This window comes from Pedobacter sp. NJ-S-72 (assembly GCF_053890575.1).
The window spans coordinates 3,063,810-3,079,337 of sequence record NZ_CM132681.1; the positions used below are offsets into that span (position 1 = coordinate 3,063,810).

General features: G+C 38.4%; 16 protein-coding genes and 5 pseudogenes. 12 read left to right on the top strand and 9 right to left on the bottom strand.

The features are described from left to right. Nucleotides 1-37: 37 nt before the first annotated feature. From ACWYN3_RS20600 to ACWYN3_RS20640, 9 genes and pseudogenes are all read left to right on the top strand, one after another. Nucleotides 38-1,383, top strand: a pseudogene (locus ACWYN3_RS20600) (dihydroorotase). A 7-nt stretch (nucleotides 1,384-1,390) separates the two neighbouring features. Further along, nucleotides 1,391-1,693, top strand: coding sequence for a DUF3810 family protein (locus ACWYN3_RS20605; protein WP_456222793.1), 303 nt, complete (start codon nucleotides 1,391-1,393; stop codon nucleotides 1,691-1,693). Continuing rightward, nucleotides 1,680-2,297 (top strand): DUF3810 domain-containing protein, encoded by a 618-nt coding sequence (locus ACWYN3_RS20610; RefSeq protein ID WP_456222794.1) that lies wholly within the window; start codon nucleotides 1,680-1,682, stop codon nucleotides 2,295-2,297. The genes ACWYN3_RS20605 and ACWYN3_RS20610 overlap by 14 nt, the downstream gene beginning before the upstream one ends. A 22-nt stretch (nucleotides 2,298-2,319) precedes the next feature. Continuing rightward, complete coding sequence (locus ACWYN3_RS20615) at nucleotides 2,320-2,496, top strand: DUF3810 family protein (protein WP_456222795.1); 177 nt, start codon at nucleotides 2,320-2,322, stop codon at nucleotides 2,494-2,496. A 41-nt stretch (nucleotides 2,497-2,537) separates the two neighbouring features. Then, the gene (locus ACWYN3_RS20620) at nucleotides 2,538-2,666 is read left to right on the top strand and encodes a hypothetical protein (protein WP_456222796.1); all 129 of its coding nucleotides are present in this window, start codon (nucleotides 2,538-2,540) and stop codon (nucleotides 2,664-2,666) included. Between the two features lie 17 nt (nucleotides 2,667-2,683). Beyond that, nucleotides 2,684-4,389, top strand: a pseudogene (hscA, locus tag ACWYN3_RS20625) (Fe-S protein assembly chaperone HscA). Between the two features lie 44 nt (nucleotides 4,390-4,433). After that, nucleotides 4,434-4,718: a hypothetical protein gene (locus ACWYN3_RS20630; RefSeq protein ID WP_456222797.1), complete on the top strand. Its 285-nt coding sequence runs from the start codon at nucleotides 4,434-4,436 to the stop codon at nucleotides 4,716-4,718. Between the two features lie 71 nt (nucleotides 4,719-4,789). Continuing rightward, nucleotides 4,790-5,188 carry a hypothetical protein gene (locus ACWYN3_RS20635; protein ID WP_456222798.1) on the top strand — a complete coding sequence of 133 codons (399 nt, stop codon included), beginning with the start codon at nucleotides 4,790-4,792 and terminating at the stop codon, nucleotides 5,186-5,188. A 4-nt stretch (nucleotides 5,189-5,192) separates the two neighbouring features. After that, the gene (locus tag ACWYN3_RS20640) at nucleotides 5,193-5,390 is read left to right on the top strand and encodes a hypothetical protein (RefSeq protein ID WP_456222799.1); all 198 of its coding nucleotides are present in this window, start codon (nucleotides 5,193-5,195) and stop codon (nucleotides 5,388-5,390) included. Here ACWYN3_RS20640 and ACWYN3_RS20645 read toward each other — a convergent pair. The 5 genes and pseudogenes from ACWYN3_RS20645 to ACWYN3_RS20665 form a co-directional block, all read right to left on the bottom strand. Then, nucleotides 5,387-6,046 carry a VTT domain-containing protein gene (locus ACWYN3_RS20645; protein WP_456222800.1) on the bottom strand — a complete coding sequence of 220 codons (660 nt, stop codon included), beginning with the start codon at nucleotides 6,044-6,046 and terminating at the stop codon, nucleotides 5,387-5,389. The genes ACWYN3_RS20640 and ACWYN3_RS20645 overlap by 4 nt on opposite strands. 75 nt (nucleotides 6,047-6,121) lie before the next feature. Next, nucleotides 6,122-7,244: pseudogene (gene dnaN, locus ACWYN3_RS20650) on the bottom strand (DNA polymerase III subunit beta). Between the two features lie 34 nt (nucleotides 7,245-7,278). Continuing rightward, nucleotides 7,279-7,635 carry a Gldg family protein gene (locus tag ACWYN3_RS20655; RefSeq protein ID WP_456222801.1) on the bottom strand — a complete coding sequence of 119 codons (357 nt, stop codon included), beginning with the start codon at nucleotides 7,633-7,635 and terminating at the stop codon, nucleotides 7,279-7,281. Next, a complete protein-coding gene (locus ACWYN3_RS20660; protein ID WP_456222802.1) occupies nucleotides 7,599-8,948 on the bottom strand; it encodes a Gldg family protein in 1,350 nt (449 codons plus the stop codon). The genes ACWYN3_RS20655 and ACWYN3_RS20660 overlap by 37 nt, the downstream gene beginning before the upstream one ends. Nucleotides 8,949-9,134: 186 nt before the next feature. Further along, nucleotides 9,135-9,623: an ABC transporter permease gene (locus tag ACWYN3_RS20665; protein WP_456222803.1), complete on the bottom strand. Its 489-nt coding sequence runs from the start codon at nucleotides 9,621-9,623 to the stop codon at nucleotides 9,135-9,137. A 465-nt stretch (nucleotides 9,624-10,088) separates the two neighbouring features. On the opposite strand from ACWYN3_RS20665, the gene ACWYN3_RS20670 reads away from it, so the two are divergent. Next, nucleotides 10,089-10,697: a YdeI/OmpD-associated family protein gene (locus ACWYN3_RS20670; protein WP_456222804.1), complete on the top strand. Its 609-nt coding sequence runs from the start codon at nucleotides 10,089-10,091 to the stop codon at nucleotides 10,695-10,697. An 85-nt stretch (nucleotides 10,698-10,782) separates the two neighbouring features. Here ACWYN3_RS20670 and ACWYN3_RS20675 read toward each other — a convergent pair whose 3' ends face one another. The 4 genes and pseudogenes from ACWYN3_RS20675 to ACWYN3_RS20690 form a co-directional block, all read right to left on the bottom strand. Continuing rightward, entirely contained in the window at nucleotides 10,783-11,097 is a 315-nt protein-coding gene (locus ACWYN3_RS20675; protein WP_456222805.1) for a hypothetical protein, read from the bottom strand. Between the two features lie 7 nt (nucleotides 11,098-11,104). Further along, nucleotides 11,105-11,338 (bottom strand): hypothetical protein, encoded by a 234-nt coding sequence (locus ACWYN3_RS20680; protein ID WP_456222806.1) that lies wholly within the window; start codon nucleotides 11,336-11,338, stop codon nucleotides 11,105-11,107. Nucleotides 11,339-11,642: 304 nt separating this feature from the next. Further along, nucleotides 11,643-12,143, bottom strand: a complete 501-nt coding sequence (locus ACWYN3_RS20685; RefSeq protein ID WP_456222807.1) for a hypothetical protein — start codon at nucleotides 12,141-12,143, stop codon at nucleotides 11,643-11,645. Nucleotides 12,144-12,232: 89 nt separating this feature from the next. Next, nucleotides 12,233-12,944 (bottom strand): annotated as a pseudogene (locus ACWYN3_RS20690) (ATP-binding cassette domain-containing protein). Between the two features lie 108 nt (nucleotides 12,945-13,052). Between ACWYN3_RS20690 and ACWYN3_RS20695 the strand changes: the two are divergent. Together ACWYN3_RS20695 and ACWYN3_RS20700 are read left to right on the top strand one after the other, a co-directional pair. Further along, a pseudogene (locus tag ACWYN3_RS20695) lies at nucleotides 13,053-14,539 on the top strand (glycine--tRNA ligase). Between the two features lie 284 nt (nucleotides 14,540-14,823). Then, nucleotides 14,824-15,513 (top strand): CAP domain-containing protein, encoded by a 690-nt coding sequence (locus ACWYN3_RS20700; RefSeq protein WP_456222808.1) that lies wholly within the window; start codon nucleotides 14,824-14,826, stop codon nucleotides 15,511-15,513. Nucleotides 15,514-15,528 lie beyond the last annotated feature (15 nt).

Genomic DNA, 15,528 nt, shown 5'->3' on the forward strand with positions numbered 1-15,528 from the left:
AAAAAAATATTGCTTCAAAATCCTTAGATTTGGCAATATGAACACCATCCTTATAAAAGCCGCAACCTTAGTTAACGAAGGAAAAATCTATGTCGCGGACGTATTTATCAAAGACGATTAATTAATTGAAGAAATCAGTCCGGTGATAAACAGGTCCGCAGATCAGGAAATCAATGCAGAAGGGTTACACCTGTTACCCGGTATGATTGACGACCAGGTACATTTCAGAGAACCTGGTTTAACCCACAAAGCAGACATCTTTACAGAAAGTATGGCTGCCGTTGCCGGAGGGATTACTTCCTTCATGGAAATGCCCAACACAGTTCCTAATACCTTAACACAAGGTTTACTAGCCGATAAATATCAGATTGCCTCAGAACTTTCACTGGCCAATTATTCCTTTTTCATGGGTGCTTCCAATGACAACATCGAAGAAGTCCTGAAAACTGACCCGGGCCAGGTATGCGGGATTAAAGTATTTATGGGTTCCTCTACCGGAAACATGCTGGTAGATAACGAACAGGTCTTAGACAATATTTTCAGAGAAGCACCGATGCTTGTGGCTACACATTGTGAAGATGAGCTGACCATCAGGACTAACATGGCATGGCTGCTTTTTCAAAAAATACGGAGAGGATATTACTATAGATATGCATCCGCTGATCCGCAATGCCGAAGCTTGTTACATTTCTTCGTCACTTGCCGTTTCACTTGCCAAAAAACACAACACGCGTGTGCATATTCTTCACATCTCTACAGCCAAAGAAATCGCATTATTTGATGCCATTACTCCGCTGAAGGACAAAAGAATTACTGCCGAAGCCTGCGTACACCATCTATGGTTCAGCGATCAGGATTATGCAGAGAAAGGAAACCTGATTAAATGGAACCCGGCTGTTAAGACCGCAGCAGACAGGGACGCAATTTTAAAAGGCGTATTAGATGGCCATATCGATGTAATTGCGACAGACCATGCCCCTCATACTTCAGAAGAAAAAGCCCAGTCTTATTTGAAAGCACCAGCGGGAGGCCCATTAGTACAACATGCGCTTTCTGCACTGCTGGAAATGTATCACCAGGGAAAAATTTCACTGGAAAAAATAGTCGAGAAAACTGCACATAATGTAGCTAGCTACCTGCTTCCAGATTGACAGAAGAGGATTTATCAGAGAAGGATACTGGGCAGATTTAGTACTTGTAGCGCTGAATGATCCTGTTAAAGTAACCAAGGCAAATATTTTATATAAATGCGGGTGGTCTCCTTTTGAAGGACAAACCTTCAAAGCTGATATTACACATACCTTTATTTCCGGGAATCTTGCTTATCAAAAAGGAAAGTTCATGACCAATGAAACAGGAAAAAGACTAGCTTTCAACAGATAATATACAGATGAATCCTGCGATCAAGTCAAAAATCCGCCGTTTAATTATTTTGAGCTGTATCGCTTTACTGATCTTCCTTTTAGGATTGAGCAGTAAATTGACAGAATCTATTTATTCCACTGGCATTTATCAACTGACTTCGGTCGTACAACGCCTGATCAGCTCACCGTTTCCTTTTGCGGTGGGCGATTTTCTCTATCTGCTCTTAATTATTTATTGCCTGTGGTCTGTCTTTAAAGCGATCAGAAAAAAAAAAAAACAGAACACCAGGACAACAATTGCAATTCTTTTTCCCATTGCAGCTAGCTAATTTTACGCTGATCCTATATATAACATTTAAGCTCCTTTGGGGCCTGAATTATTCCAGGCCATCAATTTCGAGTCAATTAGGTCTCAGTAATCAAAAATACACTACAAAAGATCTTGTGCTATTGGGTGATTTCCTGATTAACCGCGTAAATACAATTAAGCAAAAAATAAAGCAGACTGGCACCCAAAAAGAATTCAATATCAAAGAACTGGAAAGTGGCTCTAAAACTGCCTGCGACAAATTAGCTCAAACCAATTCTTTATTTACCTACAGGATTCCGGCAGTTAAACCAGTGATACTTGAACTAACTATCACTAAAATGGGTATAGAAGGCTATTATGCTCCCCCTTCGGGCGAAGCCAATGTCAACATGCTGATCCCGGCAATAAACCTGCCCTTTATCACCTGTCATGAAATTTCGCATGAACTGGGGATAGCCCGTGAGGACGAGGCCAATCTTGTCGGTTACCTGGTTAGCACCAGCAGTTCTGATCTGAATTTCCAATATTCCGGTTACTATAATATCCTTCGAAGCGTACTTTTAGAGATCCGGATTAAATCGCCCGAAGACTATGCCTCTCTTTTAAAAAAAAAAAATAAATGAGGCTACACTTGCTGATTTCGCCTTGGAGCAGGAATTCTGGAAAAAATACAATTCTGAAATGTCGGGATACTTAGGTGCTGCATTTGACAAATTCCTTAAAATCAATAATCAGAGTAAAGGAACAGACAGCTACCAGGACATCGTTTTATGGGTATTTAATCTGCATAAGAAGGATTTGGGCAAAACATTACAACCTTAATACACTAAATAAGGACAAAACATTCTAAATTTGCCGTAATTATGGCAAAGATATCCATCAACCTGGCAACAGGTTCTTTACAAAAAGAAGAGATCATTGTAGGTATTGATTTAGGGACAACCAATAGTCTGGTTGCTTTATTGATCCTGACAAAAATCCTAAAGTTATAAATGACACAGGAAAAGGGTTGTTAGTTCCTTCTATTGTCCATTTCAATGCTGCGGGAGATACCTTAGTGGGTAATGAAGCCAGAGAATTTCTGATTACAGATCCAGCTAATACTATATTTTCGGTTAAACGTTTATTAGGCAGATCTTATAAAGATATTGCAGGTCATCAGGATACATTTTCTTACAAACTGATAGATGAAGGTAATGATTCACTGGTTAAAATACAGGCCGGTGATAAATTCTATACCCCTATTGAGTTATCAGCAGAAATCTTAAAAGAACTTAAAGCCAGAGCAGAACATGCGTTAAAAACACCCGTTAACCGTGCGGTGATTACCGTGCCTGCCTATTTTAATGATAGCCAGCGCCAGGCAACAAGAGATGCGGGCCGTTTGGCAGGATTAGATGTATTAAGAATTGTCAATGAGCCAACTGCTGCAAGTTTAGCTTACGGAATAGGTCTTGATCCTACAGAAAAAAAAAAAACTATTGCAGTTTATGATTTGGGAGGCGGAACATTTGATGTTTCTATCCTTGCTATTCAGAACGGCATATTTGAAGTACTTTCAACTAATGGAAACACTTTCCTTGGCGGAGATGATTTTGACCGTGCAATTGTTCATTACTGGATTGAAAAAAATAAACTGGATACAGCAACTATAGATTCAGGTTTAATGCAGCAGCTCCGTTTAAAAGCTGAAGAAGCTAAAAAAGCATTAAGTACCCAAAACCTGTTCAATGAAAAATCAGGTGAAATCTGGTATACGCTTGACAGACATACTTTCCAGGAATTAATCGAAGCCAAAGTCACTGAAACACTGAACTCTTGTAAACAAGCTTTGAAAGATGCCAAATTAACTATTACTGATATTGAGGAAGTAGTTATGGTAGGCGGATCTACCCGTACACCTTATGTAAAAGAACAGGTAGCAGCTTTCTTTGGCCGCCAGCCGCATGACCAGATTAACCCGATGAGGTAGTAGCCCTTGGTGCAGCGATACAAGCTGATATCCTTGCCGGTAACCGCTCAGATATACTTTTACTGGATGTTACCCCACTCTCTCTTGGAATCGAAACCATGGGCGGATTAATGGATGTAATCATTGCCAGAAATGCGAAAGTACCAACTAAAGCAGGTCGTCAGTATACGACCTCTATCGATGGTCAGGTCAATATGAAGATCTCTGTTTACCAGGGAGAACGTGATCTGGTTAAAGAAAACAGGAAATTAGCAGAGTTTGATTTAAAAGGCATCCCTTCTATGCCAGCCGGAATGCCAAAAGTCGATATCAACTTTATCCTGAATGCGGACGGAATATTAACCGTTCAGGCAATTGAATTACGTTCGGGTGTGAAACAGGAAATAGATATTACCCCCAGTTATGGTCTTACAGACGATACCGTAGAAAAAATGCTGATTGACAGTATTACACATGCGGAGAGTGACGTAGCACAAAGAATGCTGATCGAGGCACGTGGAGAAGGTGAACAGCTGGTTTATACCGCAGAGCGGTTTATTGATAAAAACAGCTTTATATTAACCACAGAAGAATTAGAAAACACGAAAATTCATATCACTGCTTTAAGAGATGCTTTAGCCGAAGGACATAAAGATACTATCCTTAAAATAGCAGATGAACTGAATGAATTTACCCGTCCTTTCGCAGAGCGATTAATGGACATGGCTGTTTCCAAAGCCATGAAGGGGAAAGCAATAGACTAAAATAAATTACCACGATATTCTTGTTTAGAATTAAATTTACGAAAATGAAAAGACCTTTCATTTTCGTATTTTTTTTAGCCCTGATTTTACTGACAGGTTCATGGGGCTTTTTTGCTCATATCCGCATTAACCGGCTCGCGGTATTTATCCTCCCTTCCGGAATGAGCAGGTTTTACAAATCAAACATACAGTATCTCGCAGATCATGCCACAGACGCAGACAAAAGGCGTTATGCAGATACACAGAAGCCCCCCCCAGGCATTATCTCGATGTCGAAGTATATGAGCTGCAGATTGACAGTATCCCCCGGAAATGGAACGATGCTGTAAAAAAATATGGATCTGAAAAACTAGCCAAAAACGGCATATTACCATGGCAAATTCAGCGTACCTATTATCAATTGGTCAACGCCTTTAAAATAAGGGATTCTTTAAAAATCCTGATCCATTCTGCTTATTTAGGTCATTACCTTGCAGACGCCCACGTTCCCTTACATACTACTGAAAACCATAATGGTCAGCTCAGCAATCAGCCGGGTATCCATGCTTTCTGGGAAAGCCGTTTACCCGAATTATTTGCAGAAACCTATAGTTTCCTGGTAGGAAGAGCAGTTTACATTGAAGACCCATTAAAAGAAACCTGGAAGATTATCAGTCATACCCATCAGCTTGTTGACAGCGTTTTAATTATTGAAGCTAATTTAAACAGGAGTTTTCCGGCTTACCGGAAATACAGTTATTCAAAAAGGAAAACAGGTGATCAGACAATACGCCTTAGCCTATTCAAGCGCTTATCATAACAGGATGAATCAAATGGTTGAACGGCAAATGCGTGCTTCCATTTTAGCGATTGGTTCCTTTTGGTATTCTGCATGGGTGGATGCAGGACAGCCAAAACTGGAAAAGATGATTAAGGTATCGCCGGATCCGGCAGCAGAAAGAGAAATAACAGAGCTGAACAGAAAGTTCAGCTCTGGAAAAATTATAGGCAGAGAAAACTAGCTCTCTACGATTTCTTTGGTTTTGAATCTTGATTTTACCGCTGCAAAAATTACTGGTGCAAACGTCACTACTGCGATAAAGATAATTACGATAGAGAAGTTATCTCTGACGATTGGAATCTGTCCCAGTAAAAATCCTGCGAAAAGTAAACTTGCAATCCATCCTATTCCCCCAATGATATTGTAATAGGTAAATCTGCCAAACGGCATTTTTGCCACACCAGCAACAAAAGGAGCTATAGTTCTGAAAATTGGCAGAAAACGGCTGAAAATTATTGCTTTACCACCATGTTTTTCAAAGAACATATGTGATTTATTATAATACTCAAGCTTTAGGATTTTATTACCTTCCTTGAAAACTTTCACACCGAAAAAGCTACCTAAACGGTAATTTAAGCTATTGCCCAATATAGCTGCAATAGCTAAAATTAAGAACATGATCCAGATATCCAGACCAGTGTTTCCTTTGGCAATTAAAGCTCCTACTGCGAACAGCATAGAATCACCAGGTAAAAATGGAGTCACTACAAATCCGGTTTCGGCAAAAATAATTAGGAATAAAATAAGATAGGTCCAGGTCTGGTAATTACTTACCAGCTTAACCAATTCTACATCCGTGTGCAGAATAAACTGTATCAGCTGATTGATGATGTCCATATTGTTACATAGCAAACGTCATTATAGCGTGTTTATTTTCGCTTATAATGACGTTCAGGTAATTTATTTATAAAATTAATTATAGTTGTTCAGCATAACTGGCATAACCAGCATCAGGACATCTTCGTTCTCGTCATTGGTTTGAGGAATTAATAAACCAGCACGGTTAGGTGTAGAAAGCTCTAAAGTTACTTCTTCACCAGAAAGGTTGCTTAACATCTCGATCAGGAAACGTGCATTGAAGCCAATTTCAAGATCTTCACCTTCATACTGACAGCTTAAACGCTCATGAGCTTCATTTGCAAAGTCAAGATCTTCAGAAGAGATATTTAATTCACTTCCGTTGATTTTTAACCTTACCTGGTGAGTTGTTTTATTAGCGAAAATAACCACACGACGTAAAGTGTTCAGGAATAAAGCCCTGTCGATAATTAATTTATTAGGATTGTTAGCAGGGATTACTGCTTCATAATCAGGGTAACGCTCATCGATTAAACGACATACCAGGTTGATATTCTCAAATTTGAAGAATGCACTGGTTGCATTGTAATCAACTGATACATTAATATCTGTTGAAGGTAAAGCCGCTTTTAATAAAGTCAATGCTTTTTTAGGCAGAATGAACGAAGCTGTTTTATCTGCTTTGCTGTCCATACGTCTGTATCTTACCAATTTGTGAGCATCTGTAGCTACAAAAGTGATAAACTGATCAGATAACTGGCAAAAAACACCCGTCATTGCCGGACGAAGTTCGTCGTTACTTACAGCAAAAATAGTTTTGGTAATCGCTTCTGTTAAAACTGAAGCAGGCAGGTTTACCGAAGAAGCGTTTTCTACTACCGGGATTTTAGGAAAATCATCTCCGTTTTCGCCACTCAGTTTGTACTTTCCGTCACCGGCGCTAATTTCAATAGAAAATGTAGCATCATCAATGTTGAAAGATATAGGCTGATCAGGAAGTGTTTTCAATGTATCTAATAAGATTCTTGAAGGTACAGCAACTTTTCCGCCCTCTTTTGATTCAACAGGTAAAGAAGTAGTCATACTTGTCTGCAAATCTGTAGCGGAAATAGTTAAACTTCCGTCTAATCTCGAAAAGGAAATTTTCCAGTATCGGCAAAACAGTACTGCTGCTTGAAGCACCATTAACCGTTTGTAAATGTTTTAATAGCGTTGATGTGGATACAATAAATCTCATAATATGATTATGTCAGTTCTCAAAAATATAAAAATTACCTTGCATACTTATACTTGCGGTAATAATGTTGAAAAATTGCGAACGATATTAACAGTAATAAGGGCAATATAAGGTTAATAAACTGCCATTTAGTTTTTGATTGTCTTAAAAGCTGTTTATCCAGTAGCCTGACCTTAACCTCTTTATTCCTTAATTCAATCAAATTATCGTCACTGGACAAATAATCTGCAACATTTAGCAGAAAAGCCTTGTTCCCAAAATTTCTTTGGGTATATCTGTCAAAACCCAGCGGAAAAACAGAACCATCACGCCCGCTCACCTGGTTCAGGAAAATATCCCCATCACCAATAACAATCATCCTGGTCTTTTTACTTTGCCCGGCAGTACCCATAATTCTCTGTAATCCCCGCCGGAACTGCCCGGTTTACAAAGACAGACGGAAACCCCCCCTTCCAGTAAAACCGCCGCATTTTGAGGAGGATTTGAATATAATTTCTGATCCGGTGCCTCTGCGACAATCCCTAAGGATAAAAGTTTTGGCGTATTGTATACTACATGATAAGGCGATGTACGAAGAATAGCCGTTTTATGTACTCCTTTTACTCCAATGGTATCTACTGTGCTTAAAAACTCTGTTTTTACCCCATCAATATTTCTGACCATATTATTTGAAGTATCCGGAACCAGCACCGGGTAATAAATCCACGGAGCCATTTGAATATCACGCCCTGTCCCTCCACTCATCGCTATTGGAATTTCTGCACAATTTAAATCTGCCACCAGGTTATAATTTATCCTTGCGCCATACATAAACAGCATATCATCCAGATTCAGTTTATTATTAAAGGCCAATTGTTCTCCTTTACCTCTTAAGCTGTCCAGGCTAGCACTTACCTGGTCAATACTCCAGACTACCCTGCCACCATTCATTACAAAATAGTTGATCTTGTATTTTACAGCTTCCGAAAACTCATGCTGAGGTTTAGTAATGAAAAGGATTTTGAGTTTATCCAATCCTTGTTTACTAATCTGATTCAGATCTACACGCCCCACTTCATAACTATCAGACAATGATTTCATCGCATCACTCAAATAGAGATCGGAAGGCTCTCCATTCCCTTCTGTGAAGCCAATGCGCGGATTCTCTCCTGTAGTTACTTTTTTAATTGCAGAAGTAAAGACATATTCAAGGTTTTGAATAGAGTTATTAATATTTTCCTCATAATTCCCCCCTGCGTCAAGATTTTGAAGCAGTTTAACTGAAATCTGTCTATCTCCGGCCTGTACAATAGCCATTGGAAAGATCGTTTTCTGTGTGAATCCTGCATCGTTTTTGATATTCAGATTAGTAGGTTCAATACCTATTCTATATAAATTACTCAAAACAGTATCCCGTTCCTGTTCTGCCAGTCCACTAATAGGATCAGTAAATACAACTTTGATCTTCACAGAAGAATTGGCCTTATAATCATTCAGTAAATCTGCTGTAGCCCGTTGCAAACGTTTAAAAGCGGCAGGAAGTTCACCATCTAAAAATACAGTTATGGTAACCTGCTGCCTGGTTTTATCTAAAACTGCCCTGGATTTGGGATTAAGTGTAAACCTTTTATCTTTAGTGAAATCGAAACGGGTATAAAAATAGTTAGCCGCTATATTCAATACAATAAGCAGAATAGCGAAAAGAAGTATTTTCTTTTTTACCATTTCCTACCTCCTATCACTATGCGGGTTATGCCCAGGAATAATAAAATAAAAGTTATAAAGTAGATCAGATCACGCGTATCCAAAACGCCTCTGCTCATGGATTGAAAATGTTCATTGATACTCAGCCATACAAATATATTTTCCAATACTGTGGAAGCGAAAATTTTACTTAGTGAATCAAAAACACTATAAAGCAATAAAAGACAGTAAAACAGCCACAGCGAAAGCAATAACCTGGTTTTTGGTAATGGATGAAGCAAAAATACCAATCGCTGTAAAAGCCGCCCCTAACAATAGCAAACCTATGTAAGAACCTGCAACCGCCCCACCATCGATATTACCTTTAGGCATACCTAGCTGTATGATAGAATAGTAATATAATAAAGTAGGAATCAGTGCAAAGAATACCAGGGTAAAGCATGCAAAATACTTGGCGAGGATGATTTGCCAGTCGGTCAGCGGTCTGCTGGCCAATAAAATGTAAGTCCCCTCTCTGCGCTCTTCTGCAAATGAACGCATCGTGATAGCAGGGATTAAGAACATAAATAAAAATGGAGTAAGACTAAAAAAACCGTTCAGCTCAGCGTAACCATATTCAAGAATAGAAGTATCCGGAAAAAACCAAAGAAGTAATCCGGAAACCAATAAGAATACACCAATAGTGATGTAGGCCATTAATGAATTTAATAAACTAAACTGAATAATTCGCGTTTAAATACTGCGTACATGAAAAATTATAATGATGCCGAAGTTAGTAAATATTCCATATTCCAGCATGCGATATTCCTTTTCCTTCTGATAGTGATGTTTTTAATTGATCATTTTTTAGAGTTCTAAAAGAAAAGGTGTATGAATTTTAAGATTGCAGACATCCTGCATGAACATTTAGCCAGTCACGAGCCGGGTTGTGGCTGGGTTGGCATCTATGTTGGTAAGGGGTTGGTAAGGCCAATGGCCTTACCAACCCCTTACCAACATAGATGCCTTACACTTGTTAACCACTTTCTCTTCGTACGTTAACTTGTTGACATGGCAAATGCATTAGAAATTGTTTTTTAATGCGTTTGCCATGGAGATTGACCGGCTTTTTCTTAAATTAGTAATCAATTATACAGGCCAATTTATTAAACCGTATGTATCATGGAAAAATTTGATAACCGTGTCGATCTTTACATTGATAATGCTGCTGTTTTTGCGCAGCCGATACTAAATCACCTCAGAATGCTGGTTCATGAGGCTTGTCCTGAAATTATAGAAAAGATAAAGTGGGGCTGTCCTCATTTCGATTATAAAGGGCCGGTCTGTCATATGGCAGCTTTCAAACAACACTGTGCTTTTGGTTTTTGGAAAGGGGCTCTGCTTCCTAATCTGCATCACCTTGTGGGGGAAGATAAACAACATGCGATGGGACATCTGGGGAAACTTGAATCTGTAGAAGATCTGCCTGGTGATGATGTTTTGATCACCTATATACAAAATGCTGTAATTTTAAATAAGGAAGGCATTAAACTGCCTAAAAAAGATACCGCTCCTAAAACAGGCTTACAGGTTCCGGATGATTTTGTAGATAGACTCGTTGCAGTTCCTGCAGCCGGAGTGAATTTTGAGAAGTTAAGCTTTTCAAAAAGGAAGGATTACCTCGAATGGTTTTCTGAAGCTAAAACAGAAGCGACAAGAAACAAACGCATGGATACAGCTTTGGAGTGGATAACTGAAGGAAAATCCAGAAACTGGAAATATGAAAGATAATATGCAACAATAACTCCTTTCACAAAACAGCGTCTTAAATTTTCATTTAAGACGCTGTTAATATTAAGAATTAAAAATTCCTGGACTAAAGGCCAAAGTTATAAGCAACTCTCAATCCAAAAAACCCTACTGATGACTCTTTTGACCATCCTTCATATTTCGCACTTAAATCAATTGCATTTTTGTTGGCAAGCGGGAATTCAAAACCAATACTTGGTGAATAGGCAAAAGCAGTTCCTCCACCATCTCCGGTTATGAAAGCTGCACCTACTTCACCACCTGCATAAAAGCTATCAGAAATAAAATATCTTGCACCAATTTTCACAGGAACTACTCCTGCATTAGGAACATCAGCCTGACCAACGTATACCCCTTTGTTATTAAATGCTAGATACTGCACATTGCTTTTACCTACAAGGTTCAGATAACCAGCGGAAGCTGTAAAAGTTCAATTTTCCCGCAATTGGAGTTTGGAACAATAGAGATCCTCCAAAACCAAACTTGTAACTATCGCTTAAGCTACCCATTGGCACAGCAAAATCAGCTCCTAAACCTAACTTAGGGCCTTTAGTTCTTTGTGCAGACGCGTTTGAGAACGCAAAAACACCGGCAAGAGCCGTTAATAGAAATAATTTTCTCATAATTAACTTTTTAGATATTAAAATATTCGCGATATTAAACAAAAAATAGCTTAAACGCAATTACAAATAACAAAAAATTAATTTTAAGCGGAATAAACTTAACCTATTGTTCCGAATAGCCTGTTTTATATTTAAATATCAATTTCTTCTACCTAAAAGTATGAGCACAAAAAAGCGTCTTAAATTTTCATTTAAGACGCTGCTGAGTATTAAGGTTTAAAACCTGTTATTATTAAATAATACGCTCCTAGATACCAAAGTTATAAGCAAGTCTCAAACCGATGAAACTTTTAACTGGGTACAATTAGTGAAGTGATTTGTCTTTTCTATCACCTGACCATCCTTCATAACGAGCACCTAATTCAATAGTAGACTTGTCAGCTACAGGAAATTCAACACCAATATTTGGTGTATAAATAAATGAAGTTCTTGATCCAGAACTAGTTCCTATTGCTGCACCAAGCTCACCACCTACGAAAACATTTTCTGCTAAGAAATATCTCAATCCTGCTTTTAAAGGTACAGCACTGTATTTAGGGTATTTAATTCCACCAAAATCCTTACCAGTGAAACTTAAGAATCCAGCACTACCAGTGAAATTTAAACTTTGTGCAATTGGTGTTTGAAATAATAATGATCCACCAAATCCTAATTTATACAGATCGTTTGTACCACCTGTTGGCAAGGCAAAATCAACACCTATACCTAATTTCTGACCTGACATCGCAGGATCCTTTTTTTGAGCTGAAACGTTTGAGAATGCAAAAATTCCTGCTATAGCTGTAAGTAAAAATAACCTTTTCATTTTTTCTAATTTAAGTTAGCGGATATAATCCTCTAAGTAGTAAACAAAAAGTCTGCCAAACCCAAATAAGTTACACAAAATATTACATATCAACTAGTTAACACCCTGAACAAATCCTCCAAAGAGTCAGTTTTATGTTGTTTTTTTAAGATCAATTAATGACGAATCTGCTACAATTTTTCCTTTATTGATAATCACAACCTGTTCACACAGTGCTTCAACCTCCTGCATAATATGTGTAGAAAGAACTACAGTTTTATCCTTTCCTAAATTTCGGATCAGCTCACGGATATCCGATAGCTGATTAGGATCTAAGCCGGTAGTAGGTTCATCGAGTATTAAGATCTTTGGATCATGGATAATAGCCTGTGCTAATCCTACACGCTGTTTATACCCCTTGCTGAGCATAGCAATCTTTTTATGCTGCTCTTCACCAAGCCCTACCCTTTCAATAACCTCTTTAACTTTAATTTCAGTACCTGACAGTTGATAAGTGTTAGTTAGCAACAAGGTTAGAAATTCACGGACATACATATCAGTATATAACGGTGTGTTCTCTGGTAAATATCCAAGAATACGACGCATTTCAAGACTTTGAAGCTGTGTATCATACCCGCCCAGACTGGATTTTCCGGAAGTTGGACGCAAATAACCTGTCAGCATTCGCATTGTAGTAGACTTACCTGCACCATTGGGCCCCAGAAAACCAAGGATTTTACCCGGTGAGGCCTCGAAACTGATACTGTCTACTGCTTTTTGCTGACCGTATCTTTTTGACAGTCCTTCTACCTTTATACTCAATGGGCTAATTTTAATTGTGATTGATAGCTGATAACTATCAATTCAAAAGTAATAATTCGTATTTAATATACACTAAAATTACCCTCCAAATTCTATATTTGCAGTATTATGGCCAAAACAAATAACGACGAACAATTTAAAAATGTGATCTCCCACGCCAAGGAATATGGTTTCGTATTTCAAAGCAGCGAAATTTATGATGGCTTAAGTGCCGCCGTTTATGATTATGGTCAGTTAGGTGCTGAACTAAAGAATAACATCAAAACTTACTGGTGGAAATCTATGGTTCAGATGCATGAGAACATTGTAGGGATCGATTCTGCAATTTTTATGCATCCGAAAGTATGGAAAGCCAGCGGCCACGTAGACGGATTCAGTGATCCGATGATCGATAACAAAGATTCGAATAAACGTTACCGTGCTGACCAGTTATTAGAAGATAAAATCACCCGTTATGAAAAAGACGGTAAAACAGATAAAGCAACAAAATTACAGGCTGACATGGATGATGCCCTCAAAGCTGAAAACCTGCCGCAGCTTAAAGTGCTGATTGAAGAACATGAAATTGCCTGCCCTGTAAGCGGAACAAGAAACTGGACTGATGTACGTCAGTTTAACCTGATGTTCAGTACGCAGTTTGGTGCAATGGCCGAAGGTGCTGATGAGGTGTATTTACGCCCTGAAACTGCACAAGGTATCTTTGTCAATTTCCTGAATGTTCAAAAATCAGGAAGGATGAAAATCCCTTTTGGTATTGCCCAAATCGGTAAAGCTTTCAGAAATGAAGTAATTGCACGTCAGTTTATCATGCGTATGCGTGAATTTGAACAAATGGAAATGCAATTCTTTGTACGCCCGGGCGAAGAAATGAAATGGTTTGAGTACTGGAAAGAAGCACGTCTGAAATGGCATACAGCTTTAGGTACTGATCCTGCAAAATATAAATATCATGACCATGCTAAACTTGCACACTATGCAAATGCAGCTACTGATATTGAATTTGAATTCCCATTTGGCTTCAAAGAAGTTGAAGGTATCCATAGTCGTACAGATTTCGATTTAACACAGCACCAGGAATTCTCTGGTAAGAAAATGCAATATTTTGACAATGATCTGAATGAAGATGGCAAACCTTATGGTAATTACATCCCCTACGTAATTGAAACTTCAATAGGTTTAGATCGTATGTTCTTATTAACTATGATTGGTTTGAAGAAGAAGAACAGGATCTGAGCGAAGGTGAAAAAACTGACAGCCGTATTGTACTTCATTTACACCCTTGTCTTGCTCCGATCAAAGCGGCTATTTTACCATTGACTAAGAAAGACGGTTTACCTGAGAAAGCAAAAACGATCATGGATAACCTGAAACTGGATTACAATGTCGTATATGAAGAAAAAGATTCAATTGGCAAACGTTACCGCAGACAAGATGCGATCGGTACTCCTTTCTGTATCACTATTGATCACCAGACCTTAGAAGATGATACTGTAACTATTCGTCACCGTGACAGCATGGAGCAACAAAGAATTGACATCAAAGATCTGGAAGAACTGATTGCAAATAAAGTAAGCTGGAAAAACCTTTTGAGATAATCTTAGAAATAACAAATCCAGACTATTGACTGGATCTTTATAAAAAAGCCTTCTCGCATTGGAGTGCCCCCAAAAAGTCAGACACTTATTGGGGGCTTTTTCTATGTAGTAGGAAAAAGTAATACTGGCTGGACTATAAATTTCGGTAACAAAAAAATTTACCTGCTGATCATAGCTCTTGCAATAATTGCATATTCACTGGCTTAATTTCAATATTTACAAAGGGTGGTCTTATTATTGTTAACAGCAGATATTAAATCTGCTTCCCTAACGTTAACCTTAACATGAAATTCATCCCTATAGCATTCTTTCTCTTTTTTTTCGGCACAAATGCTATAAAAGCACAGTCATCTGCTAAAAACTGGACACCCGAAGAACTCGAAAATGCAAATACTGCCAAAAACACGAGTTACCTTAATGATGAAGAAAAGAAGATCGTCTTTTACATGAATCTGGCACGTACCGATGGAACGAAGTTTTTCAACACCTATTTCCAGGATTTCGTAGAGGCATATAATGTGGATATGCAGCAGTATAGCAATTATAATGAACTAAAAGTGAACCGTAAGGACAAATACTACCGGGGACTGGAAAAAGATTTAAAGGACATTAAAGGTCTACCCCTTTTTAGTCCGGACGAAACACTGACCTGGATCTCACAGCAACATGCTAAAGACATGAAAAAACATAACCTTGCCGGGCATAATTCAAGTGATGGAAGATCAGTATCAGATAGAATCTGGAAATATTACCCAAGAAGAGCTGTATCCGAAAACCTGGCCTTTGGATTTTCTAAAGGACTCGCTAATGTATGTATGTTATTACTGGACAAAAATGTTCCGGATCTTGGACACCGGAAAACAATTTTAGGCACAAGTTATAATTTAAGTCTGGTTGGTGTAAATATAGGTTCTCATCCGGGTTATAAATATTGTGCAGTTATAGACTTTATTTCCGCTCCTGCAGCCCGTTAATATGAGCTTAATTTT

Coding starts and splice junctions, on each gene's coding strand:
- ACWYN3_RS20605 (WP_456222793.1), top strand. CDS start 1,391: ATGAATCCTGCGATCAAGTCAAAAATCCGCCGTTTAATTATTTTGAGC.
- ACWYN3_RS20620 (WP_456222796.1), top strand. CDS start 2,538: ATGGCAAAGATATCCATCAACCTGGCAACAGGTTCTTTACAAAAAGAA.
- ACWYN3_RS20630 (WP_456222797.1), top strand. CDS start 4,434: ATGAAAAGACCTTTCATTTTCGTATTTTTTTTAGCCCTGATTTTACTG.
- ACWYN3_RS20640 (WP_456222799.1), top strand. CDS start 5,193: ATGAATCAAATGGTTGAACGGCAAATGCGTGCTTCCATTTTAGCGATT.
- ACWYN3_RS20645 (WP_456222800.1), bottom strand. CDS start 6,046: ATGGACATCATCAATCAGCTGATACAGTTTATTCTGCACACGGATGTA.
- ACWYN3_RS20655 (WP_456222801.1), bottom strand. CDS start 7,635: ATGGGTACTGCCGGGCAAAGTAAAAAGACCAGGATGATTGTTATTGGT.
- ACWYN3_RS20660 (WP_456222802.1), bottom strand. CDS start 8,948: ATGGTAAAAAAGAAAATACTTCTTTTCGCTATTCTGCTTATTGTATTG.
- ACWYN3_RS20665 (WP_456222803.1), bottom strand. CDS start 9,623: ATGGCCTACATCACTATTGGTGTATTCTTATTGGTTTCCGGATTACTT.
- ACWYN3_RS20670 (WP_456222804.1), top strand. CDS start 10,089: ATGGAAAAATTTGATAACCGTGTCGATCTTTACATTGATAATGCTGCT.
- ACWYN3_RS20680 (WP_456222806.1), bottom strand. CDS start 11,338: ATGAGAAAATTATTTCTATTAACGGCTCTTGCCGGTGTTTTTGCGTTC.
- ACWYN3_RS20685 (WP_456222807.1), bottom strand. CDS start 12,143: ATGAAAAGGTTATTTTTACTTACAGCTATAGCAGGAATTTTTGCATTC.
- ACWYN3_RS20700 (WP_456222808.1), top strand. CDS start 14,824: ATGAAATTCATCCCTATAGCATTCTTTCTCTTTTTTTTCGGCACAAAT.